At 63.9% G+C, this 22,998-nt stretch carries 21 protein-coding genes and 1 pseudogene; 12 read left to right on the plus strand and 10 right to left on the minus strand.

Translation table 11 applies throughout. The annotated features are described in order from the left end of the window. The first annotated feature begins 196 nt into the window (after positions 1–196). Positions 197–631 (plus strand): RrF2 family transcriptional regulator, encoded by a 435-nt coding sequence (locus HYN69_RS08910; protein WP_108435431.1) that lies wholly within the window; start codon positions 197–199, stop codon positions 629–631. A gap of 113 nt (positions 632–744) precedes the next feature. Here HYN69_RS08910 and HYN69_RS08915 read toward each other — a convergent pair whose 3' ends face one another. Genes HYN69_RS08915 through HYN69_RS08925 form a run of 3 tightly spaced genes read right to left on the minus strand, consistent with a single transcriptional unit; the run spans position 745 to position 4,661 of the window. After that, on the minus strand, positions 745–1,815 hold the full coding sequence (locus tag HYN69_RS08915; RefSeq protein ID WP_230426358.1) for a dipeptidase: 1,071 nt from the start codon (positions 1,813–1,815) through the stop codon (positions 745–747). A gap of 33 nt (positions 1,816–1,848) precedes the next feature. After that, on the minus strand, positions 1,849–2,268 hold the full coding sequence (gene cueR / locus HYN69_RS08920) for a Cu(I)-responsive transcriptional regulator (protein ID WP_108435432.1): 420 nt from the start codon (positions 2,266–2,268) through the stop codon (positions 1,849–1,851). Beyond that, entirely contained in the window at positions 2,265–4,661 is a 2,397-nt protein-coding gene (locus HYN69_RS08925; RefSeq protein WP_108435433.1) for a heavy metal translocating P-type ATPase, read from the minus strand. Before HYN69_RS08925 ends, cueR begins: the two co-directional genes overlap by 4 nt. A 131-nt stretch (positions 4,662–4,792) precedes the next feature. On the opposite strand from HYN69_RS08925, the gene HYN69_RS08930 reads away from it, so the two are divergent. Next, positions 4,793–4,996, plus strand: a complete 204-nt coding sequence (locus tag HYN69_RS08930; RefSeq protein ID WP_108435434.1) for a heavy-metal-associated domain-containing protein — start codon at positions 4,793–4,795, stop codon at positions 4,994–4,996. Positions 4,997–5,355: 359 nt separating this feature from the next. Continuing rightward, positions 5,356–5,736: a TfoX/Sxy family protein gene (locus tag HYN69_RS08935; RefSeq protein WP_108435435.1), complete on the plus strand. Its 381-nt coding sequence runs from the start codon at positions 5,356–5,358 to the stop codon at positions 5,734–5,736. On the opposite strand, the gene ndk is transcribed toward HYN69_RS08935, so the two are convergent. After that, entirely contained in the window at positions 5,706–6,128 is a 423-nt protein-coding gene (ndk, locus tag HYN69_RS08940) for a nucleoside-diphosphate kinase (RefSeq protein ID WP_108437118.1), read from the minus strand. The genes HYN69_RS08935 and ndk overlap by 31 nt on opposite strands. 239 nt (positions 6,129–6,367) lie before the next feature. On the opposite strand from ndk, the gene HYN69_RS08945 reads away from it, so the two are divergent. The 3 genes from HYN69_RS08945 to HYN69_RS08955 are packed head-to-tail and all read left to right on the plus strand — an operon-like array spanning position 6,368 to position 9,447. Next, the gene (locus HYN69_RS08945) at positions 6,368–8,215 is read left to right on the plus strand and encodes an ABC-F family ATP-binding cassette domain-containing protein (RefSeq protein ID WP_108435436.1); all 1,848 of its coding nucleotides are present in this window, start codon (positions 6,368–6,370) and stop codon (positions 8,213–8,215) included. Beyond that, a complete protein-coding gene (locus HYN69_RS08950; protein ID WP_108435437.1) occupies positions 8,212–8,826 on the plus strand; it encodes a MarC family protein in 615 nt (204 codons plus the stop codon). Before HYN69_RS08945 ends, HYN69_RS08950 begins: the two co-directional genes overlap by 4 nt. Before the next feature lie 42 nt (positions 8,827–8,868). After that, positions 8,869–9,447 (plus strand): retropepsin-like aspartic protease family protein, encoded by a 579-nt coding sequence (locus HYN69_RS08955; RefSeq protein ID WP_108435438.1) that lies wholly within the window; start codon positions 8,869–8,871, stop codon positions 9,445–9,447. Between the two features lie 7 nt (positions 9,448–9,454). Here the strand turns inward: HYN69_RS08955 and HYN69_RS08960 are convergent, their stop codons facing one another. Further along, positions 9,455–9,913: a DNA polymerase III subunit chi gene (locus tag HYN69_RS08960; RefSeq protein ID WP_108435439.1), complete on the minus strand. Its 459-nt coding sequence runs from the start codon at positions 9,911–9,913 to the stop codon at positions 9,455–9,457. A gap of 6 nt (positions 9,914–9,919) precedes the next feature. Beyond that, positions 9,920–11,392, minus strand: a complete 1,473-nt coding sequence (locus tag HYN69_RS08965) for a leucyl aminopeptidase (RefSeq protein ID WP_108435440.1) — start codon at positions 11,390–11,392, stop codon at positions 9,920–9,922. Between the two features lie 168 nt (positions 11,393–11,560). On the opposite strand from HYN69_RS08965, the gene lptF reads away from it, so the two are divergent. The 6 genes from lptF to rsmA all read left to right on the plus strand — a co-directional run bounded on the left by lptF (position 11,561) and on the right by rsmA (position 19,141). Next, the gene (lptF, locus tag HYN69_RS08970) at positions 11,561–12,679 is read left to right on the plus strand and encodes an LPS export ABC transporter permease LptF (protein WP_108435441.1); all 1,119 of its coding nucleotides are present in this window, start codon (positions 11,561–11,563) and stop codon (positions 12,677–12,679) included. Next, the gene (gene lptG, locus HYN69_RS08975; protein ID WP_108435442.1) at positions 12,676–13,773 is read left to right on the plus strand and encodes an LPS export ABC transporter permease LptG; all 1,098 of its coding nucleotides are present in this window, start codon (positions 12,676–12,678) and stop codon (positions 13,771–13,773) included. Before lptF ends, lptG begins: the two co-directional genes overlap by 4 nt. Then, the gene (locus tag HYN69_RS08980; RefSeq protein ID WP_108435443.1) at positions 13,773–15,920 is read left to right on the plus strand and encodes an LPS-assembly protein LptD; all 2,148 of its coding nucleotides are present in this window, start codon (positions 13,773–13,775) and stop codon (positions 15,918–15,920) included. The genes lptG and HYN69_RS08980 overlap by 1 nt, the downstream gene beginning before the upstream one ends. Positions 15,921–15,936: 16 nt before the next feature. After that, positions 15,937–17,271, plus strand: a complete 1,335-nt coding sequence (locus HYN69_RS08985; protein WP_159082410.1) for a peptidylprolyl isomerase — start codon at positions 15,937–15,939, stop codon at positions 17,269–17,271. Next, positions 17,268–18,239: a 4-hydroxythreonine-4-phosphate dehydrogenase PdxA gene (pdxA, locus tag HYN69_RS08990; RefSeq protein WP_108435445.1), complete on the plus strand. Its 972-nt coding sequence runs from the start codon at positions 17,268–17,270 to the stop codon at positions 18,237–18,239. The genes HYN69_RS08985 and pdxA overlap by 4 nt, the downstream gene beginning before the upstream one ends. A 62-nt stretch (positions 18,240–18,301) precedes the next feature. Beyond that, positions 18,302–19,141 (plus strand): 16S rRNA (adenine(1518)-N(6)/adenine(1519)-N(6))-dimethyltransferase RsmA, encoded by an 840-nt coding sequence (rsmA, locus tag HYN69_RS08995; protein WP_108435446.1) that lies wholly within the window; start codon positions 18,302–18,304, stop codon positions 19,139–19,141. Between the two features lie 910 nt (positions 19,142–20,051). On the opposite strand, the pseudogene HYN69_RS21360 reads toward rsmA, so the two are convergent. The 4 genes and pseudogenes from HYN69_RS21360 to HYN69_RS09015 all read right to left on the minus strand — a co-directional run. Next, positions 20,052–20,327 (minus strand): annotated as a pseudogene (locus HYN69_RS21360) (DUF4167 domain-containing protein); the annotation flags it as partial. Positions 20,328–20,566: 239 nt separating this feature from the next. After that, positions 20,567–21,397 carry a peptide chain release factor N(5)-glutamine methyltransferase gene (prmC, locus tag HYN69_RS09005; RefSeq protein WP_108435447.1) on the minus strand — a complete coding sequence of 277 codons (831 nt, stop codon included), beginning with the start codon at positions 21,395–21,397 and terminating at the stop codon, positions 20,567–20,569. Beyond that, positions 21,394–22,449, minus strand: a complete 1,056-nt coding sequence (gene prfA, locus HYN69_RS09010) for a peptide chain release factor 1 (RefSeq protein ID WP_108435448.1) — start codon at positions 22,447–22,449, stop codon at positions 21,394–21,396. Before prfA ends, prmC begins: the two co-directional genes overlap by 4 nt. A gap of 99 nt (positions 22,450–22,548) precedes the next feature. Continuing rightward, positions 22,549–22,998, minus strand: coding sequence for a DUF1499 domain-containing protein (locus HYN69_RS09015; RefSeq protein WP_230426359.1), 450 nt, complete (start codon positions 22,996–22,998; stop codon positions 22,549–22,551).

Here is a 22,998-nt window from a genome sequence, read left to right on the forward strand (position 1 = left end):
TTTCAAACCGCTTTGACCTTCCGCCCGGCACAGCCCCGACATCACCCGCAATACCGCGCCGCATACCGCAAACGCAAACCCGCCATGCACAAACGGAACGCACAGCTTTCAGGCGGAAACTGATCTGGATCAACGTAGCCAAGCTGAAAACGGGATAAATCTTTGCCGTTCCCTCGGCTCCATCGGAAGAACCGGCATGAGACTCACAACCCGCACCAACCTCGCCATCCGCACGCTGATGTTCTGCGCGGTGAACGAAGGCCGCATCGTCCGCAAGACCGAGGTCGCCGCAGCCGTCAACGCCTCCGAAAACCACCTCGCGCAGGTCATCCACCTCCTCGCCCAACGCGGCTTTCTCAAAACCGTGCGCGGGCGCTCCGGCGGCCTGACCCTCGGCCACGCACCCCAAGCGATCCGCGTCGGCGACGTCTTCCGCAGCTTCGAGGCCTGCCTGCCCTTCACCGAATGTTTCAGCGAAAGCGAAAACACCTGCCCCCTCATCGGTGCCTGCCGGCTCAAGGCCCTGCTCGCAGACGCGCTTGAAGCGTTCTACACCGCGCTGGACAAGATCACGGTCCTTGACCTCGTGACCGACAACGCCCGCCTCGAAACCCTGCTCAGGGTCGCCTGACCGCCCCCGGCCTGGCTGCCCCCCTCAACGGCAGACGGTCCCGCACAACGCCGCAGGACCATCCCCGATTTTTCGCAGAAAAATCGCAGCCCCGCCACAGTGCCCGCAGGCACTCACGCGCCCCAGGTCCGCCGCAGCACCCCCAGCCAGTTGTCCCAGGCCAGTTTTCGCACCATCGCCTCGCCATAGCCATGCGCCAGCATCGCCTCGATCAGCCGCGGCAGGCCCGCCACGTCGACAACCCCGTCGGGCACGGTCGCCCCGTCGAAATCCGACCCGAACCCCACATGGTCCTCGCCCAGCCGTCCGATCAGATGGTCCAGATGTCGCAGCATCGCCTCCCACCCCATCTCGGGGTCGCGCCGCCCGTCGGGCCGCAAGAAGACCGTAGCAAAGTTCAGCCCCACCATCCCCTTCGACTCGCGGATCATGTCAAGCTGGCGGTCCGTCAGGTTCCGGCTCGACGGTGTCACCGCATGGGCGTTGGAATGGGTGGCCACCAGCGGCGCATCCGACAGCTTGGCCACATCCTCGAACCCCTTCAGGTTCAGGTGCGACAGGTCGATCATCACGCGCAGCTCGTTGCACACCCGAACCAGCCGCTTGCCCGCATCGGTCAGCCCCGGCCCGGTATCCGGCGTTGACGGGAACGCAAACGGCACTCCGTGCCCAAAGGCCGTTGGCCTGCTCCACACCGGACCAAGCGACCGCAACCCCGCCGCATGCCACAGGTAAAGCGCGTCGCAGGCAGGGTCGATCGCCTCGGCCCCTTCCATATGCATGATGCCCGAAATCGCGCCCGCAGCTTTCGCGGCCTCGATCTCGGCCACCGTTCGCACATGGCGGAACCGCCCGCCAGACGACCGCTCCATCCAAAGAAACTGGCTCGCCAACTCCGCCGCGATGGCCTGACTGGGTGCCAGCGCAAGCGGTGCGGGCAGCGGCACCTGATAGGGCGGATTGTCCATCAGCACGTCCATATCCGCATCCGGATCATGCGGCGACGGCATGTAGATCGCAAAGAACCCGGCCCAGAACCCGCCCGCCGCCATGCGCGGCAGGTCGAGATGCCCCTTCCCTTCGCCCGTCAGCCAGATCGCCTCGCGGTTCTCGGGCGCCTGCAGGATGCGGAACAGAATGTCGTTATGGCCGTCAAAGACAGGGATCATGCGCGAAGCCTCCATTTGCCGCCACCTTTGCACGGTCAAACCGGCGCTTCAATCGCAGCAAGCCGCACCCGCCTTCGCCGCCTCCGGTTTCGCCAGCCCCGACAATATCGGACAATCCGGCCGCGCATCCCCCGCGCAGGCATGCACCAGCCCCTGCAAGGTCGCTTCCATCGCCCGCAACTCCGCGATCTTGGCCGCGATGTCGCGCAAATGCCCCTCGGCCAGCGCCTTTACATCCGCACTGGCGCGGTCCTTGTCGTCATATAGCGCCAGCAGCTTGCGGCATTCCTCGATGGTGAACCCCAAGCCCCGCGCCCGCGCGATGAACGACAGCTTGTGCATGTCGCTCTCGCGGAACGCCCGATAGCCATTCGCCCCGCGCAAAGGCCGGATCAGCCCGATCTCCTCGTAGTAACGGATCGTCTTGGCAGGCAGCCCCGCCGCATCGCCGACTTCCTTGATGTTCATGCCCGCTCTCCCTTCACCAGCCGCAAGCGCAGCGCATTGGTCAGCACGAAAACACTCGACAACCCCATCGCCCCCGCCGCCAGCATCGGCGAAAGCTGCGGCCCCCCGAACGGCACCAGCACCCCCGCCGCCACCGGAATTAGCGCCGCGTTATACCCGAAGGCCCAAGCCAGATTTTGCCGGATGTTCCGCATCACCGCGCGACTGATCCGGACCGCATTGGCCACCCCCAAGGGGTCGCCCGTCATCAACACGACATCCCCCGCCTCGATCGCCACATCCGTGCCCGTCCCCATCGCCAACCCGACGTCCGCCGCCGCAAGTGCCGGAGCGTCGTTGATCCCGTCCCCGACGAACGCTACGCCCGCGCCCAAAGCCTTGATCTCCTCGCCCTTCCCGTCCGGCAGCACCCCCGCCCGCAGGTTGGCGATGCCGATCCGCCCCGCAATCGCCTGCGCCGTCACCGCATTGTCGCCGGTGATCATCGCCACCTCCAACCCCAGCGCCCGCAACGCAGCAAGCGCCCGCACGGTCGTTTGCTTCACAGGGTCCGCCACTGCGATCAGCCCCGCGGCCTCGGCCCCGTAACCCACGTAAAGCAGGCTCTTCCCCTCGCCCGCGAACCGCTCGCCCGCCTGCCCCAAGGCGGCAGGCAGAACCGCAAACATCCGCGCCGACCCGACACTCACCGAAACACCCCCCACCACAGCCCGCGCCCCGTAACCCGGCACCGCCTCGAACCCCTCGGCCCGTTCCACGACCAGCCCCCGCGCAGCAGCCTCGGCCAACACAGCCGCCGCAAGCGGATGCTCCGACCCCGCCTCGACCGCCGCGGCCACACCCAGCACATCCCCCAGCACATCCGTCACCACCGGATGCCCCTCGGTCAGCGTTCCGGTCTTGTCAAAGGCCACCATCCGCACGCCGGACAGACGCTGCAACGCCTCGCCTTTCCGAAACAGCACCCCCAACTCGGCAGCCCGCCCCGTCCCGACCAGAATGGAAACCGGCGTGGCAAGCCCCATGGCACAAGGGCAGGCGATGATCAGCACCGACACGCCCGCCACCAGCGCCTGCGCCACGCCGCCACCGGCCAGCAACCAGACCGCCACGGTCAAAGCCGCAATCCCCATCACCACCGGCACGAACCATAGCGTCACGCGGTCCACCACTTCCTGCACCGGCAGTTTGGTTCCCTGCGCCTCCTCGACCAGCGCCACGATCCGCGCCAGCACCGTCGCCGCCCCGACCGCGCCAACCTCGACGACCAGCCCGCCCGTCCCGTTCACCGTCCCGCCGGTCACGCCATCGCCGACCCCCTTGGCCACCGGCACCGCCTCGCCGGTCAGCATCGCCTCGTCCACGGCAGACCCACCCGATACCACACGACCGTCCACCGGCACCCGCTCTCCGGGCCGGATCACCACGCGCATCCCCGGCACCAGCGCCGAAACCGGCACCTCCTCGCCGCCTTCCAGCCGCGCCACCCGTGGCTGCAACCGCACCAGCCGCGCAATCGCCGCCCCCGCCCGCCCCCGCGCCCGTGCTTCCAAGGTGCGTCCCAGCAGGATCAGCACCACGATCACCGCAGCCGCCTCGAAATAGACCACCCGCGCCTCGGCAGGCAGCACCCATGGTGCAAAGGTCACGACCGTCGAGTAGACCCAAGCCGCCCCCGTCCCCACCGCGACAAGGCTGTTCATATCCGGCCCGCCCCGCAGCAGCGCCGGTATCCCCTTCACGAAAAACCGCCGCCCCGGAAAGGCCAGCACCAGTGTCGCAAGCGCAAACTGCACGGGGAACAGCCAGGCCCCCGCCACCCCCATCAGCCAATGATGGAACGCAGGCACCAGATGCCCGCCCATCTCGGCCACGAACACCGGCAAGGTCAGCACAGCCGCAACCGCCGTCTCTCGCGCCAGCGCCCGCACCTCGGCCTCGGGGTCATGCGGCGGCGCCTCCTCCAGCACCTGCGCCCCGTAGCCCGCCTTGCCCACCGCCGCGATCAGCGCCCCCTTGTCCACCGCAGCGCCATCCCACAGCGTCACCGTGGCCCGCCGCAGCGCAAGGTTCGCCACAGCATCCTTTACGCCCGCTTGCGCCTTGAGCACCCGTTCCACCCTCCCCGTACAGGCGGCACAGGTCATCCCCTCGACCGACAACGACAAAACCGCCTCGCGCGCCGGATAGCCCGCTTTCGCCAAGGCAGCCGCCAGATCGACCGGCGTCGCGGGCGCCGCAAAGCGCACATCCGCCGTCTCGGTCGACAGGTTGACCACCGCCGTCTCGACCCCCGGCACGGCCTTCAACACCCGCTCGGCCCGCGCCACGCAACTGGCGCAAGTCATCCCCTCAAGCCGGAAACGGGCAGTCATCGTGGGTGTATCAAGCATGGTCAGTCTCCTTCACCACCCCAGATAGGGCTTCCAGTCACGGTAAGGTCAACCCCGCAATCTTGATAAACATACCCCCTTGACCTTCCCCCCGCCGGAACCCCCACATCAGCGACCAAAGGAGAACCGCAATGACCACCCTATCGATCCCCGACATGACCTGCGGCCACTGCAAGGCCTCGGTCGAATCCGCGCTGAAAGCCTTGCCCGACGCGGGCACCATCACCGTCGATCTGGTTGCCAAAACCGCCACCACCTCCGGCCCCGCCGCCGCCGCGACCTTGCTCAAGGCACTGGACGAGGTCGGATTTCCCGCAACCCTCGTCGGGAACTGACTGGAACCCATCCGAAAAGCTCTGTTGCAAAGGTCGCACAGTCTTAATAAAGCGTCGTGAATTCGTCATGTTTGGGCCTTGCCATGGGCCAGCCCGAAGCGCACCTTTGCATGACGACCAAGAAGACCACCTGAAACGGCATAGAGAGCAGCCCGTAATGGCATCGAAACCTTCCGCCCAACAAGGCGGCACGCAGTCCCCCTCGCAACAGCAGCAGGGCGGCTCGGCACCTTCCCAGCAACAGCAGGGAACACAAAAACCCGTAATCCGCGACTGGGCCTCGATCTGATCCCCAGACCCGCTTGCAGATAACCGGGGCCAGCCGCTAGGCTGGCCCCGTTGCATTTCAGGCCAGCCCCATGCCCAACCCCGTATCAACCAACCCCGTCTCCACGATCACCAACCTCGGCCCCGCATCGGAAGCCGCCTTCGCCAAGGCGGGCATCCACTCGGCCGAGGAAATCCGAAGCCTCGGCCCCGACGAAGCCTACCGCCGCCTTCTGGCCGCAGGCACCCAGCCGCATTTCATCGGCTATTATGTTCTGGTGATGGGCCTGCAAGGCCGCCCGTGGAACGATTGTCAGGGCGACGAGAAAAAACAGCTCCGCGCCCGCTTCGATGCCCTCAAGGCCGCGATCCCGGCCAATACAAAGGGCCGCTCCGAACTCGAAGCGGCCCTTGATGCCTTGGGAGTGATCGAGCGGAAGGCTCAGCCGACCAGTTCGAGACCCGAGAAGTAGAACGAGATCTCGCGCGCAGCCGACTCCGGGCTGTCCGACCCGTGAACCGAGTTTTCGCCGACCGACAAAGCGAATTCCTTGCGGATCGTACCTTCGGCAGCGTTCGCCGGATTGGTGGCACCCATCACTTCGCGGTTCTTCAGGATTGCGCCTTCACCTTCCAGAACCTGCACGACCACCGGCTCGGATGCCATGAACTCGCACAGCTCGCCGTAGAACCCGCGCTCGGCGTGCTCGGCATAGAACTGGCCGGCCTGCTTGGCGCTCAGGTGGATACGCTTTTGCGCGACGATGCGCAGACCGGCTTCCTCGAACTTGGCGTTGATCTTGCCGGTGAGGTTGCGCTTGGTGGCGTCGGGCTTGATGATCGACAGCGTGCGTTCGATAGCCATTTTGAATGTCTCCATGACAAAGGGCGCGGGCATGATCCCGCGCCTCCAATTGATGCGCGCGCCTCGTAACACGCGTGGTACGGATTGAAAAGCCGACACCTCTGCCCCGGTCCCGAACTGGTGAACGGATCTTAACGCTTCTTCGCATTTTGTCTGCATAGGCTGTGCACAGCGTGTGCAGTGCCATTCAGCCCTCGTCACGGTTGACGCCAGCCCCCGCTTCGGGCAATGCCCTGCCCATGTTGAAAATCGAGAACATCACCTATTCCGTCGAAGGCCGCCCCCTGTTCGAGGGCGCTTCCGCAACCATTCCCTATGGCCACAAAGTGGGCCTCGTCGGCCGGAACGGCGCGGGAAAAACCACGCTTTTCAAGCTGATACGCGGCGAGTTGGTGCTCGAGGGTGGCGACATATCGCTCCCCACCCGCTCGCGGATCGGCGGCGTGGCGCAAGAGGTGCCCTCTTCCTCCACCTCGCTGCTCGACACCGTGCTCGCGGCCGATACCGAACGCAACGCCCTGCTGGCCGAGGCCGAAACCGCCACCGACCCGCACCGCATCGCCGAAGTGCAAGCCCGCCTGACCGACATCGACGCATGGTCCGCGACAGGCAGGGCTTCCAGTATTCTCAAGGGCTTAGGCTTCGATGCTGAAGCACAGTTGCGCCCGTGTTCCGACTTTTCCGGCGGCTGGCGCATGCGCGTCGCCCTTGCGGGCGTGCTGTTTTCCCAGCCCGATCTGCTGCTTTTGGACGAACCGACCAACTATCTCGACCTCGAAGGCGCGCTCTGGCTCGAATCCTACCTCACGAAATACCCCCACACCGTCATCATCATCAGCCACGACCGCGGCTTGTTGAACCGTGCGGTGCAGGGCATCCTGCACCTCGACCAGAAGAAATTGACTTACTGGACAGGCCCTTACGACCAATTCGCACGTCAGGTGGCCGAACGCCGCGCCGTGCTGCAAGCCGAAGCCAAAAAGCAGGAAGCCCGTCGCGCGCACCTTCAATCCTTTGTTGACCGTTTCAAGGCAAAAGCATCCAAAGCCGTGCAAGCCCAATCCCGCGTGAAAATGCTGGAAAAGATGACCACGATCACCGCGCCCGAGGATGCAAAGCGCGTCGTCTTCACCTTCCCCGCCCCCGAAGAATTGTCGCCCCCCATCATCAACCTCGAAGGCGCGTCGGTCGGCTATGGTGGACCGGCAATCCTGAAAAAACTCTCGCTGCGGATCGACCAAGACGACCGCATCGCGCTTCTGGGTCGCAATGGCGAAGGAAAGTCCACTCTCTCCAAGCTGTTGGCTGGCAAACTTAAAGTTATGGAGGGAAAGTTCACCTCCTCGTCGAAGTTAAGGATCGGTTACTTCGCCCAGCATCAGGTCGATGAACTGTACATCGACGAAACGCCCCTGCAACACCTCCAGCGCCTGCGCCCCGCCGAAGGCCAACCCCGCCTGCGCGCCCGCCTTGCCGGTTTCGGCCTGATGGCAGACCAGGCCGAAACCGTGGTCGGCAGGCTTTCCGGCGGACAAAAAGCCCGCCTTTCCCTGCTCTTGGCGACCATCGACGCCCCGCACTTGCTGATCCTCGACGAGCCGACCAACCACCTCGACATGGAAAGCCGCGAAGCGCTGGTCGAAGCCCTAACCGAATATTCCGGCGCCGTAGTCCTCGTAAGCCACGACATGCACCTTCTGTCGCTGGTGGCCGATCGGCTGTGGCTCGTCAAGGGCGGCGCCGTAACGCCCTATAACGAAGACCTCGAGGCCTATCGCAAGATGCTGCTGGCAGGCGACGAAGACGCGAAGCCCGCCGCAAAACCCGTTGATAAACCAAAGAAAGCCAGCCGCGACGAAATCCTCGCCCTGCGCTCGGAAGTGCGCAAATGCGAAGACCGCCTGACCAAGCTGAACGAGATGCGCGACAAACTGGCCAAGAAACTGGCCGATCCCGAACTTTATGAAGACGCCCGCAAGGGCGAGCTCGAAACCTGGAACCGCAAATATGCCGAGTTGATGGAGGCGCTTGACCGTGCCGAAGCGCTCTGGCTCTCTGCCTCGGAAAAGCTCGAAAGCGCCGCATGATCGAAACAGGGTTCCTGATCACCGCATTCGCCACGCTTTTCGTGGTGATCGACCCGCCCGGCCTCGTGCCGCTGTTCATCGCCCTGACCCAAGGCATGGATGCCGAACACCGCCGCCGCCTTGCCCTGCGCGCCTGCATCATCGCCGCTATCTTGCTGACTTTGTTCGGACTTCTGGGCGAACAACTGCTCGGCTTCATCGGCATCTCGATGCCCGCCTTCCGCATTGCGGGCGGCATCTTGCTGTTTCTGACCGCGCTCGACATGCTGTTCGAACGCCGCACCCAACGACGCGAGGGGCAAAAGACCGATCCCGACCATGACCCTTCGGTCTTTCCCCTCGCCACCCCGCTGATCGCCGGCCCCGGCGCGATTGCCACCATGATCCTGCTGGTCGGCCAGACCGAAAACTGGCTCGGCACCGCTGCCATCCTCGGCCTGCTCCTTGTGATGATGCTTTCGACCTTCCTTTTCCTGCTCGCCGCCCCGCTGATCGAACGGCTGCTCGGTCGCACCGGCACAATCGTTATCACCCGTCTGCTCGGCATGCTGCTTGCCGCCCTTTCGGTCCAGTTCGTCATCGATGGCGTCAAGGGAACCGGCCTGATCTGATACCCCTTTGCGTTTCGCCCGTCGCTTCCCATATAGGCCTTCATGGATTCCGATCAGCTCGCCCGTCTGGCCTATCTCTTGCTGCTTCTGGTGGCGGTCGCCGGCTGGGTTCTGGTCGAATTCCGCCGCCGCATCGGCGAGGCGTTGCGCGTCGGCATTGCATGGGGGCTGATTTTCTGTGGTGTGGCAGCGGGTTACGGACTTTGGCACGATATGGGCGGCTTCAGCGTGCCCGCGCCGCAAATGGTCAGCACCACGGGCGAAATCACCATCCCCCGCGCGCCTGACGGCCACTATTACGTAACGCTCGACATCAACGGCACTCCGATCCGCTTTCTGGCCGATACCGGCGCCTCCAACATGGTGCTCACGCAGGCCGACGCGTTGTCTTTGGGCATCGACCCAGAAAGCCTCGTCTATCTCGGCGAGGCCGCCACCGCCAACGGCACCGTCCGAACCGCCCGCGTCGAGTTGCCCAAGGTGACGCTCGGTCGATATACCGACGCCGATTTTCCCGCATGGGTGAACCGCAGCGACATGCAAGGCTCGCTTCTGGGAATGGAATACCTCCGGCTTTACCGCGTCGAGATAGCAGCCGACCAGATGATCCTGCGGCGTTAAGGCCCCGTTAACCCTTTTCCGCCTTCTTCTCCCAGCGTCCCGCCTCCTCGGACCAATACTGCGCAGGTATTCCTGCTTCGGTAAGCCGTTTCCACTTGCCCCGCGCCGCCGTCAACTGCTCGCCGTCCGAACCGTCGAAAAGCAGCCAGACGCGCTCCAGCCCGCTTGCCTCGGCCACGGTCACATCAGCCCCGTCAAGCAGGAACAAGCCCTTGGCACCGTTCGATATTTCTCCCGACCCGATCAGCACCGGCTGGTCGGCATCATGCGGACCGCCCTGCATGCCATGGGCCAGAAACCCGGTCGGCTCGCCCTGCCAAAGCCGCCCGTCCAGCCGCTCCAAGGTGGCCCTATCGCCGCCCCGAACCATCACACGCCAGCCCTGCCCCAAGGCGCGGGTCAACAGCATCATCAGCGTCTCTTCAGGCGACGACCGCGTCAGGTGGTAGAACATGACGACACCCATAGGGGATTATCTGCCCTCGTAGCGGTCGCGGATCAAGCGGTTCAGCGCCATGACACCCCAGCCTGTCGCCCCCTTCGGAGCAAGCGTGGAATCGGCCTTCAGCAACGCGGTACCGGCGATATCCAGATGGATCCACGGCATATCGGGCTTGACGAAGCGTTGCAGGAATTGCGCAGCCGTAATCGCGCCCCCGTCGCGCCCGCCGACGTTCATCATGTCGGCAATCCGGCTTTTCAGCTTGGCATCATAGGCCTCGCCCATCGGCATGCGCCATGCGCCCTCGCCCTCGGCTTTGGCGGCTTTCAGGAAAGCGTTGCACAAATCGTCGTTATTCGAAAAAACGCCTGTATTTTCATGGCCCAAGGCGACGATGATCGCGCCCGTCAGTGTGGCGAGGTTGATCATTCCCGTCGGTTTGAAGCGATCTTGCGTATACCACATCACATCGGCCAGAACCAAACGCCCCTCGGCATCGGTGTTGATCACCTCGATCGTGTCACCCTTCATGCTTCGCACCACATCCCCCGGACGTTGTGCGCGACCGTCGGGCATGTTTTCGACCAGTCCGACCAGACCGACGACATTGGCCTTCGCCTTGCGAAGCGCCAATGTCCGCATCACGCCCGCGACAACACCGGCGCCGCCCATGTCCATCGTCATCTCTTCCATGCCGCCTGCGGGCTTGATCGAGATGCCGCCCGTGTCGAACACCACGCCCTTGCCGACCAACGCGAAGGGAGCCACCCCCTTCTCGCCGCCATGCCATTGCATTACCACAACTTTCGACGGGCTCTCCGACCCTTGGCCAACCCCGAGAAGTGCCCCCATTCCCAGCTTTTCAAGCTGTTTCTCCTCGAGGATTTCGACCTCGAGCCCCAATTCCTGCATTGCCGCCAAACGCGCAGCGAAATCATAAGTGGTCAGGATATTCGCCGGTTCGTTCACCAGATCGCGGGTAAAGAAAACCCCCTCGGCCACCGCGGCCCCCGGCGCCGCGGCAGCGGCCACCGCTTCGGGATTGGCCACCATCATCACCACCGGCCCCGTGACCTTGGCCTCGCCGGTCTTATGCGGTGTGAAATCATAGGCGCGCATCGCAAGGCCAAAGGCTATCTCGGCGGCCTGCGCGTGACCCTCGGCGAGCACGGTTGCCCCGGCAGCGCCGATCCCCTTCGCTACCGCTGCCCCTGCCTTGCGGGCTATGGAAGCCTCGCAGCGCTTGGGCAGGCGTACGATCTGGATCGCCTCGGCCATGAGGCCCGCTGGCCATGCCAAATCCTGCGCCTCGCCCGGTTTCAGACGTGAAAAAGCATCCGATTGAAGATAGCGTGTGACCGATCCCTTGGTCAGCCGGTCTACCCGCCGCACCGCCGCCGAAAGGCCGGTTGGCCCGTCGGCGAAGACGGCAATCCTCCCGCCAAGCACGGCCAAGGCGTCAAGGTCGACCGCTTGAAACTGGATCGGGATCGGATGGGTCATGGCGTGTTCGGTCCTGCATGGAATGGGTGTCGGGCGAAGGCTGCAATAGGTTGCCTCGCCGCATTGAGCGAACGCTAGCCCGCTCCGACCGGCTTGACCAGATAGCAGTTTTCCCCGCCTTCCGTTTGCGATAGCTTGCCATCAACAAAAAACGGGGGGCTGGGGCGCGTGTCGAGATTCGACAGATATCTGCTGTCGCAATTGCTTGCGCTGTTCGGCTTTTTCGCCCTGATCCTGGTGACGGTCTACTGGATCAACCGCGCGGTCGGCCTGTTCGACAAATTGCTTGGCGACGGCCAATCCGCCCTTGTTTTCCTTGAGTTTTCCTTGCTCATCCTGCCAAATGCGATCCGGCTTGTGCTGCCCGTCGCCGCCTTTGCCGCGACCGTCTACGTCACCAACCGCCTGATGCAGGAAAGCGAGTTGGTGGTGATGCAGGCCACCGGATTTTCCTCGTTCCGTCTGGCACGTCCAATCATTTACTTTGGGCTGATCGTCACGCTGCTTCATCTGGCCTTGATGAACCTGCTCGTTCCATGGAGCAATGCCATGCTCAACACGCGCCAGCAGGCGCTTTCGCAGGATATGACGGCCCGCTACATGAACGAGGGTCAGTTCATGCAGCCTGCGTCGGGGGTCACGCTATATATCCGCGACATCACGGACAAAGGCGAATTGGAAGACGTATTCATTGCCGACGATCGCAGCAGGGCTGTCCGCACCGTCTATAATGCCAGCCGCGCGCTGATCGTGCGAAGCGAAACGGGTCCTAAGCTGCTGATGCTGGACGGCACGTCGCAACGGCTCGACCGCGACGGGTCGCGCAAGCTGTCGATCACCCGTTTCGCGGATGCGACCTATGATCTGGGAACGATCATCCAGACTGCCAAAGCGCGCGGGCCGGAGCCCCGCGATCTGACGAGCCTTGCGCTTTTCACACCCGAAGGCGGGCTGGACTGGGCCGATCCGGCAACGCAAAGCGCCGTAACCCGCGAGATCCAGTCGCGGTTGAGCCAACCTTTCCTAAGCCTCGCCTCGGCAATGCTCGGCTTTTCGGCTTTGTTGATAGGCGCGTTCAGCCGGTTCGGATTGGGGCGGCAAATTCTTGGCGCCGTGATCGGGCTGATTCTTGTGCAACTCATCAGCACCACGAGCACCTCTCTCACCCTGCAGAACGTGGCGCTTTGGCCAACGCTTTATGCCGGGCCGCTGACGGGGTGCCTGATTTCGGTGCTGCTCCTCTGGGTGTCGCAACGTCCGCGGCGCAGTCGCAGGGTCGTCGTATGACCCTGAACCTGTACATCGCAAGGCGGTTTCTCATGATGCTTCTGCGCGTGTCGGGTGTGTTTTACGGCATTCTTCTGCTGATCGACACCATCGACCAACTGCGCGGGGTCACCGACAGGGGGGCGGGCGTCACGACCGCGCTATGGCTTGCCGCGCTTAACGTCCCCGAAAGCCTGTATCGCATCTTCCCGCTGATCGTCGTTCTTTCGGCCATCGCACTTTTCATCGGGCTGGCCCGCAGTTCGGAACTGGTGGTAGTTCGGGCGGCGGGGCGGTCGGGTTTGCGGTTTCTGTTGGCTCCGGTTTGCACTGCACTGCTGGTGGGATTGCTTGCCGTTTCGGTCCTCAACCCCTTTGTTGCAGCCATGACACGGGCCTATGTCAACGCGCAGGCCGATCTCGCCGCAGGAACGGAAAGCGTGCTGTCGGTCAATGCCAACGGGGTCTGGATGCGGCAGGGCAACGAGGATGGCCAAACCGTCATCTCGGCCGCCCGCAGCAGCCAGGATGCGACCGAACTGTTCGAGGCAACCTTCCTGAAATTCGCGCCGGACGGAAACCCGACCGAGCGGATCGAGGCAAGCAGGGCGCGTCTCGACTTAGGCGCGTGGCTTCTGGATGGTGCCAAGCGCTGGGACCTGACCAAACCCAACCCCGAGGCCGAAGCGACAGTGGAACCGGACGGCTACAGGCTGGCATCGGACCTGACCGCCGAGGGCATCCGCGATAGTTTCGGAAAGCCCTCGATGATCGCGTTCTGGTCCCTGCCCGACTATATCGACAGTCTGGAACGCGCGGGCTTTTCGGCCCGAACCCATCAGGTCTGGTTCCAGATGGAATTGGCCCAACCCTTGCTGCTTATTGCCATGGTGCTGGTCGCTGCAGGCTTCACCATGCGACATGCGCGGTTCGGCAAGACCGGAACATTGGTGCTTTGCGCCGTTCTGAGCGGATTTGCCATTTTCTTTCTGCGAAATTTTGCCCAAGTCTTGGGTGAAAACGGCCAGATTCCCGTCGTTCTCGCCGCGTGGAGCCCGCCGGTGGCAGCCGTGATGATGGCGCTAGGCCTGTTACTGCATCTGGAGGACGGCTGATGGTTGCCACCCCATCCCTGAGTCTGCTTCTGGCCTCGTTCGCTTTGGCGTTTTGTCTGGGCCTGCCAGCCTCAGCGCAGGACAGAGCGACATTGGTTGCAGACAACCTGCAAATCGAGGGTGACTCGGTGTTGATCGCCGAAGGCGGCGTCGAGGTGTTCTTTCAAGGTCGCCGCCTGACCGCTTCGCGCATCGTCTATGACCAGAGCGCAGGCCGGTTGATTGTCGAAGGCCCGATCCGTCTGACCGACGAAACCGGCGACACGGTCATTCTGGCCAATCAGGCCGATTTGGCCGCCGATATGACCGAAGGGCTGCTGACAAGTGCCCGCGTGGTCTTGAACAGCCAATTGCAAATGGCATCGGCAGAAGCGCGGCGGATCGGCGGGCGTTATCTGCAGCTGGAAGATACGGTTGCATCGAGCTGCCGCGTCTGTGCCGAAGGTGACACGCCGCTTTGGGAAATCAGGGCGAGACGGGTCACGCATGACCAGCAGGAACGGCAGATCTATTTCGATCGGGCGCAGCTCAGGCTGGCGGGCGTGCCGGTGTTCTATATACCGCGTTTGCGGTTGCCCGATCCGACGTTGAAACGGGCAAACGGCTTTCTCCTGCCCAAGTTCAGCGGCTCGACCACCTTCGGGACAGGTATCGAATTGCCGTATTTTCTGACGCTCGGCGCATCGCGTGATGTGACCGTCACACCGTTCCTGACAAGCGACAAAGCCCGAAGCCTGACACTGCGCTATCGCCAGGCCTTCGAGAATGGCGACCTTACGGTCGTGTCGGGCCTTGCCGGAGACCAGACGAAGGAAGGTTTGCGCGGCTACCTTTTCGCCGACGGCAGCTTTGCCTTGCCCAATTCGTTCCAGCTGACTTTTCACGGCGAATTGGTCAGTGACCGCGCCTATCTGACCGATTACGACATCAGCGACGCCGACCGCCTGACAAGTTTCGTCGTCTTAACGCGGGTCCGGCACGACGAGTTGGTCTATGGAAACCTGCGCGGCATCAAGTCGCTGCGGACGGCCGAGAACGCATCGAGCATCCCCTCGATCGTCGGGGACGCGCTTTGGCAAAAACGGTTTACCGGGCTTGGCGGGATGGGCAATCTGCGCTTCGCAAGCCATGGGCACCTGCGCCGGTCGATTTCCGAGCTGGACACGGACGGAGACACCGTGCCCGACGGACGCGACGTTGCCAGGTCGTCGATCGGTGCGGACTGGCGGCGCGACTGGGTTCTTCCGGGCGGTGTGTTGGGTGCGGTTCTGGGCGAAACGCGACTCGATTTCTACGATGTCGCGCAAGACCCGGTCTTCGCCGGAAGTTCTGCCCGTCTTTGGGGTGCTGGCGGAGTCGAATTACGCTGGCCGCTGGTCAAGAACGGCAAAGACGGCGCGCGTCACGTTCTGGAGCCCGTGCTCCAGATCATCGCAGCCGAAGCAAGCGACGCGAACATTCCCAACGAGGATTCGATCCTTGTGGAGTTCGACGAGGCGAGCCTGATGTCGCTGAACAGGTACCCCGGAAGCGATGCAGTCGAGACGGGCCTGCATGCCAACCTCGGGCTTTCCTGGACCAGATACGATCCGGACGGATGGTCGCTTGGCGCAACCGTCGGCCAAGTGCTGCGCGCCGAAGCCAATGACGGGTTCAGTGCCGCATCCGGTTTTGCGGGCGACTCGTCGCTTTGGCTCGCGTCTGTCCATTTCGAGACAGGCACCGGGCTTTACGCTTCCGGACGGATCATCGCCGACGAGACGTCGGGTGTGGCGCGGGGCGAGATCGACGCGCTGTATTATGGAGAACGGCTGACGCTAAGCTCGGGCTATATCTGGTCGGTCGCAGATGCGGATGAATTCCGCGGCGACGACATTTCCGAGCTTGTTATGTTCGGCGGATACAAACTTACCGACAACTGGAGCACGGAAGCGTCAGGCCGGTATGATCTGATCGAAGACTCGGCAAGCAGGGCGGCATTGGGCCTGAAGTTCAAGAACGAGTGCGTCTTGCTCGATCTTTCGCTCTCGCGCCGCTTCTCAACGTCGACTAGTGTATTGGCAGACACACGCTTTGGCGTGACGCTGGAACTGACCGGTTTCGGCGGCGGCGAAAGTGCCGGTCCGGCGCAGGTGTGTCGGCGGTAAGATGCGGGATGAGGGCATGATGCGACGCAATGGTTCGAAACTGGCCTGTGCTTTGGGCACTGCGATGGCCTTGAGCTTCGTTACGCCATTGGCCGGAGCGGGCTTTGCACAGGACAGCGGCGGGTTGTTCGCGCCGCGACTGGTGATCAACGGTCAGGTCGTTTCGAATTACGAAGTCGAGCAAAGGATCAAATTCTTGCAGGTGCTGCGCGCACCGGGCGATCCGGAAAAGACGGCCCTGACCGGCCTGACAACGGACCGGATCAGCGCGCAGGAAGCCGAAAGACTGGCCATCAAGCTAACACCCGAGCAGGTGACCGCCGGGATGCAGGAATTCGCCGCCCGCGCAAATCTGGACGTTCCCGCCTTCATCAAGGCGATCAACGTCGAAGGGGTGGACGCCGAAACCTTCCGCGATTTCGTAACCGCGGGTCTGCTCTGGCGCGAGGTGGTGCGACAGAAGTTTGGCGGCACGGTCCGGATTTCGGAAGCCCAGATCGACCGTGCACTTGCCGAAGCAGCGCGCAAACCGGACGTGAAACTGCTGCTTTCGGAACTGGTGGTTCCGGTTCCCGAAGGAACCGATCCGGCAGATGTCTTGGCCGAAGTGCGCGATATCAAAGCGAATCTGGGGTCCGAAGGTGGTTTTGCCTCGGCGGCGCGCAAATATTCTGCCTCGCCCACGGCGCAAAGCGGCGGACGGCTCGAGTGGTTGCCGCTGAGCAATCTGCCTCCCGCAATTTCGGGGCAGTTGCTTGGTCTTGCACCGGGTGAGGTTTCGGACCCTGTGGTGGTACCGCAGGCCGTCGTGCTGTTCCAGTTGAACGGGATCAGCGATCTGGAGACGCCTGCACCGACCGATGTAAAGGTGAGCTACGCGCAATTCGCCGTTTCGCCGGAACAGGACGCGGCGGCGATTGCGGGATCAGTTGACGGCTGCGCCGACCTATACCCGCTGGCACGGGGTCTGCCTGCCGAACGCCTGACGGTGGTAGAAGAAGTTGCAATGGCCGCGGTGCCGCAGGATATCGGGCTTGCACTTGCAAAGCTCGATCCGGGCGAGGCGGTCGTACGGGAGCGTAACGGGTATAACGAGCTTTTGATGCTTTGCCTTCGCAACGGTGTGCAGCCCGAACCTGCGGCAGCGGATGCTGCTGCCGAGCCAGCACCCGAGGCCGCGCCGAAGCCTGATGCCGCGACCGATGCGCCAGCCACAACCGAGGACGATTTCGTCAAGCCGGACCCCCAGCGCGAGGCCGTGCGAAGCCAGCTTGGCAACCGCCAACTGTCAGTGCTTGCCGATGCCTATATGGAAGAGCTTCGGTCGGAAGCGATCATCGAAGCGCCGTGACCGCTCCGGTCGCCCTGACCTGTGGTGATCCGGCCGGGATCGGTCCTGAAATCGCTGTTGCGGCTTGGCGGATGCTCGGGCGCGAGGTTCCGTTCTTCTGGATCGGCGATCCGAGGCATTTGCCGCAAGGGACTGATTACATAGTGATTTCGGACCCTTCCGAGGTCGGTGACGTTGCCGATGGTGCCTTGCCCGTGTTGGCGCATGCTTTTGCGCAGGACGTGACGCCTGGACAGCCTGATGCTGCGCTTGCCCAAGGGGTAATCGACGTTATCGCGCGGGCGGTTGCCTTGGTTCAAGGCGGACAGGCTTCGGCCATATGCACAGCGCCGATTTCGAAGAAGGTGCTGAAAGACGGGGCGGGGTTCGCCTTTCCGGGCCATACCGAATTTCTGGCCCATCTGGGCGGGGTCAGGCAGGTGGTGATGATGCTGGCCTGCCCTGCGCTGCGGGTGGTGCCTGCGACGATCCACCTGGCCTTGTCCGAGGTGCCGCGCCTCCTGACGCCCGAAACGCTGGAAGAGACGATCCGCATCACCGCCGCCGGATTGCGGCGCGATCTGGGGATCATGGCCCCGCGTATAGCCGTGGCGGGGTTGAACCCGCACGCTGGCGAAGGCGGGATTATGGGGCGCGAGGAGATCGACTGGATCATTCCGCTGGTCGAACGGATGCGGGGCCAGGGTTTTGATCTGCGCGGCCCGATGCCGCCCGATACGATGTTTCACGCCAAGGCGCGGGCGGGATATGACGTGGCGGTCTGCATGTATCACGATCAGGCGCTGATCCCGATCAAGACCATCGATTTCGATGGCGGGGTGAATGTGACGCTTGGCTTGCCCTTCATCCGCACCTCGCCCGATCATGGCACGGCCTTTGACATTGCCGGAAAGGGCATCGCCAATCCGTCGAGCCTTGTCGCCGCCCTGAGAATGGCGCAACAGATGGCAAAGGCGCGTCTGGGGTAAGCGCCGGGGGCTTTGTGCCCCCGGACCCCCAGATTATTTGCGCCACGATGAACGGGGGAACGATGGCTGCGATTGACGGGCTGCCGCCGCTGCGCGATGTGATCCGCGACCATGATCTGGTGGCGAAAAAGCAGTTGGGGCAGAATTTTCTGCTCGACCTGAACCTGACCGCCAAGATCGCGCGACAGGCTGGCGATCTGAGCGGCTGCGATGTGCTCGAGGTCGGGCCCGGCCCCGGCGGGTTGACGCGGGGCTTGCTCGCCGAGGGCGCGCGGCGGGTGCTGGCGGTCGAGAAGGACCCCCGCTGCCTACCCGCTTTGGCCGAGATCTCAGCGGCTTATCCCGACCGATTGCAGGTGATCAACGGCGATGCGCTGGAGGTTGATGTACTGTCGCATCTGACGCCGCCGATCCGCGTGGTGGCAAACCTGCCCTATAATGTGGGGACAGAACTGCTGGTTCGCTGGCTGACGCCCAAGGTCTGGCCGCCCTTTTGGGAAAGCCTGACACTGATGTTCCAGCGCGAGGTTGCCGAGCGGATCGTGGCCAAGCCCCGGACCGAGCATTACGGTCGGCTGGCGCTGTTGGTGCAGTGGCGCTGCGAGGCGAAGATCGTGCTGCACCTGCCGCCCGAAGCCTTTACCCCTGCGCCAAAGGTTCATTCGGCGGTGGTGCATCTGACGCGGCTGGACAGCCCTCGTTATCCGGCGGACGGGGCGGTTCTGGCACGGATCACGGCGATGGCCTTTAACCAGCGGCGCAAGATGCTGCGGTCGAGCCTGAAGGGGATGGGGCCGGATATCGAGGAAAAGCTGGTCGCGGCCGGAATTGCGCCGACAGCGCGGGCCGAAGAGATTTCGCTGGAAGGGTTCTGCGCTTTGGCGCGGGAAGTTGCGGGCTGAACCGGAAAAGGCCGGACCTGATGGTCCGGCCTTTTGTTGGTTGGTTAAAAAAGGATTACTCGGCTGCTTCCTGCGAGCCGCCGCCGCCGCCGTTGTCGTTTCCGTCATCCTTTGGCTTTTCGGCCTTGGGCTTGCGGGGCGCACGCGGCTTTTTCGGTGCGGCTTCTGCCTCGGCTGCCGGAACGCCGGGGAGCGAGGCTTGAGCTGCCACAGGTGCGGCAACGGGCGGTGCAACGCGTGTCTCGGCCACCGGAGCGTCGGCTACGGGTTCGGCTTTGGGCTGCTGGTCGCGGCGGTCTTCGCGGTTCTGATCGCGCGGACGGTCCTCACGGGGCCGGTCCTCACGGGGACGGTCACGATTCTGGTCGCGGGGGCGGTCGTCACGGGGACGGTCCTGACGCGGCTGGTTGTTATCGTTTTGTTGAGGAGTGTCACGATTTGGGCGGTCGCCTTGCGGACGGTCGTCGCGGCGACGGAATTCGCCGCGGTCGCGGCGTTCGTTACCCTGACGTTCGCCGCCCTGATTGCCGTTTTGCTGGCCGCCCTGCGGGCGGTCATTTTGCGAACGATCATTCTGGGGACGATCATTCTGCCGGTCGTCGCGGCGCGGCTGGTAGGGGCGGGCTTCGGGCGTGTCGACGAGATTGGCATCGCCATCGGCGGTATAATCGCCTGAGGGTGCGGCATGGCGATCATCGTCGTTGCGGTCGTTGCGATCATCGGGGCGGTAGTCGCGATTGTCGTTGCGGTCACGCCAGGTGTCGCGGTCGCGGTTGGCGTTGTTGCCACCCTGCTGGTAGCCGCCCTGCTGGCCGTTGCCGTTCTGGCCATTGCCGCTGTGGCCATTGCCTTGCTGGTAGTTCCCCTGCTGGCTATTTCCGCCTTGGCTGTTGCCGTTCTGAACCTGGTTGCGCTGACGCTCTTCCTGTTCGGCGGCCATCTCGCGCTGGGCCTCGCCCAGAAGGCGGGTGTAGTGTTCGGCGTGTTGCAGGAAATTCTCGGCTGCGACGCGGTCGTTCGACAGCTGCGCGTCACGGGCGAGAAGCTGATACTTCTCGATGATCTGCTGCGGCGTTCCGCGCACCTTGCCTTCGGGGCCGGAGCTTTCGAAGACGCGGTTGATGATATTGCCGAGGGTGCGCGGGCGGTTCGCCTTGGAACGCGAGCGGGACTTGGAAGATCTCATCTTGTCCTTTGGTCCAAAAGACCTGGCTATCTGCGAACGCCCTTGCAGTTGATCCAACCGGATGGGGACGTTACGAGCATGTCTGGCATAATCCGCAAGGGGGAGCCTTCGCCCTGCCCCGCCGCGTAGTTCGAGTAATCACCGACTGCGGCAGATTACAAGGGGAAACTGTGCGAGGCGGCGCAGCGCACGGTGATTTTGCCGATGGAAACCCGCCGATGTGGCGGATTTCCCGCAGCTCAGGCAAGGTGGGCTGCAACCACGCGGTCGCGACCGTCGAGGTCTTGCAGAATACGGATGCCGGTGAGGCCTGCATCGGCGAAAATGCCAGCGACGGCGAGGGCTTGGGTCGGGCCTATCTCGACGATCAGGCGGCCGTTCGGGGCGAGATGCGCGGAGGCTGCAGCGGCAATCTTGCGGTAGGGCGACAGGCCGTCACCGCCCGGAGTCAGGGCGCGGCGGGGTTCATACAGAACCTCGGGCGAGAGGGTGGGCAATTCGGATTCGGCGATATAGGGCGGGTTCGACACGATCAGGTCGAAGCGGCCCGTGACCTCTGCCAGCCAGTCGGAGGCGAGGAAGCTGCCACGGTCGGTCAGGCCATGCTTCGCCGCGTTTTCGGCGGCGATGGCAAGGGTGGGGGCGTGGATGTCGGTGCCGGTGCCGGTTGCTTGGGGGCGGTCGGCGAGCAGCGAGAGAAGAATGCAGCCGGTGCCGGTGCCGAGGTCGAGGACCGATGCGAAGGGAGCAGAAAGGGCTGTTTGTACAAGGAGTTCGGTTTCGGGACGCGGGTCGAGCGTGTCGGGGGTTACGCGGAACGAGCGGCCCCAGAACAGGCGTTGGCCGATGATGTGGCTGACGGGTTCACGGTTTGCGCGGCGGGTGACGGCGTCGTCATAGCGGGCCAGCGCTTCGGACGCGATATCGTCATGCAGATGCAGGGTCAGGCGGTCCGGGGGCACGCGTGCCGCAAAGGACAAGAGGGCGCGGGCGTCGCGGGGGGCATCCTCGATACCGGCGTCGCGCAATCGGGGAATGGCGGCGCGCAGGGCGTCGGCGAGGGTGGTCATGCCTCCATCTCGGCGAGTTTTTCGGCTTGGTCGTGGGCGACGAGCGCGTTCACGATGGTGTCGATGTCGCCCTGCATGACGGCCGCGAGGGAATAGACGGTCAGGTTGATGCGGTGGTCCGTCAGGCGGCCTTGGGGGAAGTTGTAGGTGCGGATGCGTTCGGAGCGGTCGCCCGATCCCACCTGCGCCTTGCGGTCGGCGGCGCGGTCGTTGGCTTGGCGTTCGCGCTCGATCTCATACAAGCGGGCGCGCAGGACCTGCATGGCGATGGCGCGATTCTGGTGTTGGGATTTTTCGGAACTGGTGACGATGATTCCGCTGGGCAAGTGGGTGATGCGGACGGCCGAGTCGGTGGTGTTGACGTGTTGGCCCCCTGCCCCGCTGGCGCGCATTGTGTCGATGCGGATATCGGTGGCGGGGATGTCGATGTCGACCTCCTCGGCTTCGGGCAGGACGGCGACGGTGGCGGCCGAGGTGTGGACGCGGCCCTGGGCTTCGGTTTCGGGCACGCGCTGGACGCGGTGGACGCCGGATTCGAATTTGAGCTTGGCGAAGACGCCTTCGCCCTGGACGTGGGCGGTGACTTCCTTGATGCCGCCAAGGTCGCTGAATTGCTGGTCGAGGATTTCGAAGCGCCAGCCCATGCGTTCAGCGTAGCGTTGGTACATCCTGAGCAGGTCGGCGGCGAAAAGGGCGGCTTCGTCCCCGCCCGTTCCGGGGCGGATTTCGAGGATCGCGGGGCGGGCGTCGGCGGCGTCTTTGGGAAGCAGCGCAAGGCGCAGCGCGTGTTCGTAATCAGGGATCAGGGCGCGGAGGCGGGGGATTTCATCCTCGGCCAGGGCTTTCATCTCGGGGTCTGACAGCATGGCTTGGGCGTCGGACAGGTCGTCAAGCGCGCGGCGATAGGCGGCAATCTGGTCGGCCACGGGTTTCAGATTGCTGTATTCGCGGGATATTTCCGCAATTTCGGCGGGCGGCGCGCCTGCGTTGAGACGGGCTTCGAGGAATTCGAAGCGCTGGGTGATCTGGGCGAGTTTATCGAGTGGGACCATGGGGAGGGTTTGGCGTGGGAACGGGTGGCGGTCAAGGGGCAGCCGCACAGCGGGGGCCAGCCCCCGCACCCCCGGAGTATTTGACCAAGGATGAAGGTGTTAACGAAGGGTTAACTGCGCCGTCCAATCCGTCAGGCGGGCGGCGTTTACCCCCATGTCGCTGCGCCCGAAGCGGAGGCGGGCGTAGAGGTCAAGGCGGGTGCCTTGCGGCGTCGAAGTGGCCTGCGCGGTTGTGTAGTCGGGAAAGCCCCAGAGCGCCGAGCGGGTGACCCAGGTTATGCGGCCCGAGGCGGGGTCGCCTGCCAGCCGCATGGTGCGGGGGGGGGCCAGAGCGATGGCGTCGAGGCGTTGCAAGAGCGTTTCGGGCGGCATGTCATAAAGGCAGGCGAAGCGGGCAGAGCCTTCGGCAGCGGCGACCGCGCAATCGGCCGCGCGGTCGGTCAGGAGGTCTGTGTTCCAGCGCCCCGGATCAGAAGGTGCGAGACGCACGTAGGCCGCGAAGGCTGCGGTTGCGACAACGGCGAGAAGGGCCAGAAACATGGGGATCAT

This window comes from Gemmobacter aquarius, assembly GCF_003060865.1.
GTDB lineage: Bacteria > Pseudomonadota > Alphaproteobacteria > Rhodobacterales > Rhodobacteraceae > Paragemmobacter > Paragemmobacter aquarius.

Coding starts and splice junctions, on each gene's coding strand:
- HYN69_RS08960 (WP_108435439.1), bottom strand. CDS start 9,913: ATGGGTGTCGTCATGTTCTACCACCTGACGCGGTCGTCGCCTGAAGAG.
- HYN69_RS08965 (WP_108435440.1), bottom strand. CDS start 11,392: ATGACCCATCCGATCCCGATCCAGTTTCAAGCGGTCGACCTTGACGCC.
- HYN69_RS08930 (WP_108435434.1), top strand. CDS start 4,793: ATGACCACCCTATCGATCCCCGACATGACCTGCGGCCACTGCAAGGCC.
- prfA (WP_108435448.1), bottom strand. CDS start 22,449: ATGGTCCCACTCGATAAACTCGCCCAGATCACCCAGCGCTTCGAATTC.
- HYN69_RS08950 (WP_108435437.1), top strand. CDS start 8,212: ATGATCGAAACAGGGTTCCTGATCACCGCATTCGCCACGCTTTTCGTG.
- HYN69_RS08980 (WP_108435443.1), top strand. CDS start 13,773: ATGGTTGCCACCCCATCCCTGAGTCTGCTTCTGGCCTCGTTCGCTTTG.
- HYN69_RS08915 (WP_230426358.1), bottom strand. CDS start 1,815: ATGGAGGCTTCGCGCATGATCCCTGTCTTTGACGGCCATAACGACATT.
- HYN69_RS08935 (WP_108435435.1), top strand. CDS start 5,356: ATGCCCAACCCCGTATCAACCAACCCCGTCTCCACGATCACCAACCTC.
- cueR (WP_108435432.1), bottom strand. CDS start 2,268: ATGAACATCAAGGAAGTCGGCGATGCGGCGGGGCTGCCTGCCAAGACG.
- HYN69_RS08955 (WP_108435438.1), top strand. CDS start 8,869: ATGGATTCCGATCAGCTCGCCCGTCTGGCCTATCTCTTGCTGCTTCTG.
- rsmA (WP_108435446.1), top strand. CDS start 18,302: ATGGCTGCGATTGACGGGCTGCCGCCGCTGCGCGATGTGATCCGCGAC.
- prmC (WP_108435447.1), bottom strand. CDS start 21,397: ATGACCACCCTCGCCGACGCCCTGCGCGCCGCCATTCCCCGATTGCGC.
- HYN69_RS08945 (WP_108435436.1), top strand. CDS start 6,368: ATGTTGAAAATCGAGAACATCACCTATTCCGTCGAAGGCCGCCCCCTG.
- HYN69_RS08925 (WP_108435433.1), bottom strand. CDS start 4,661: ATGCTTGATACACCCACGATGACTGCCCGTTTCCGGCTTGAGGGGATG.
- ndk (WP_108437118.1), bottom strand. CDS start 6,128: ATGGCTATCGAACGCACGCTGTCGATCATCAAGCCCGACGCCACCAAG.
- HYN69_RS08985 (WP_159082410.1), top strand. CDS start 15,937: ATGATGCGACGCAATGGTTCGAAACTGGCCTGTGCTTTGGGCACTGCG.
- HYN69_RS09015 (WP_230426359.1), bottom strand. CDS start 22,998: ATGATCCCCATGTTTCTGGCCCTTCTCGCCGTTGTCGCAACCGCAGCC.
- HYN69_RS08910 (WP_108435431.1), top strand. CDS start 197: ATGAGACTCACAACCCGCACCAACCTCGCCATCCGCACGCTGATGTTC.
- lptG (WP_108435442.1), top strand. CDS start 12,676: ATGACCCTGAACCTGTACATCGCAAGGCGGTTTCTCATGATGCTTCTG.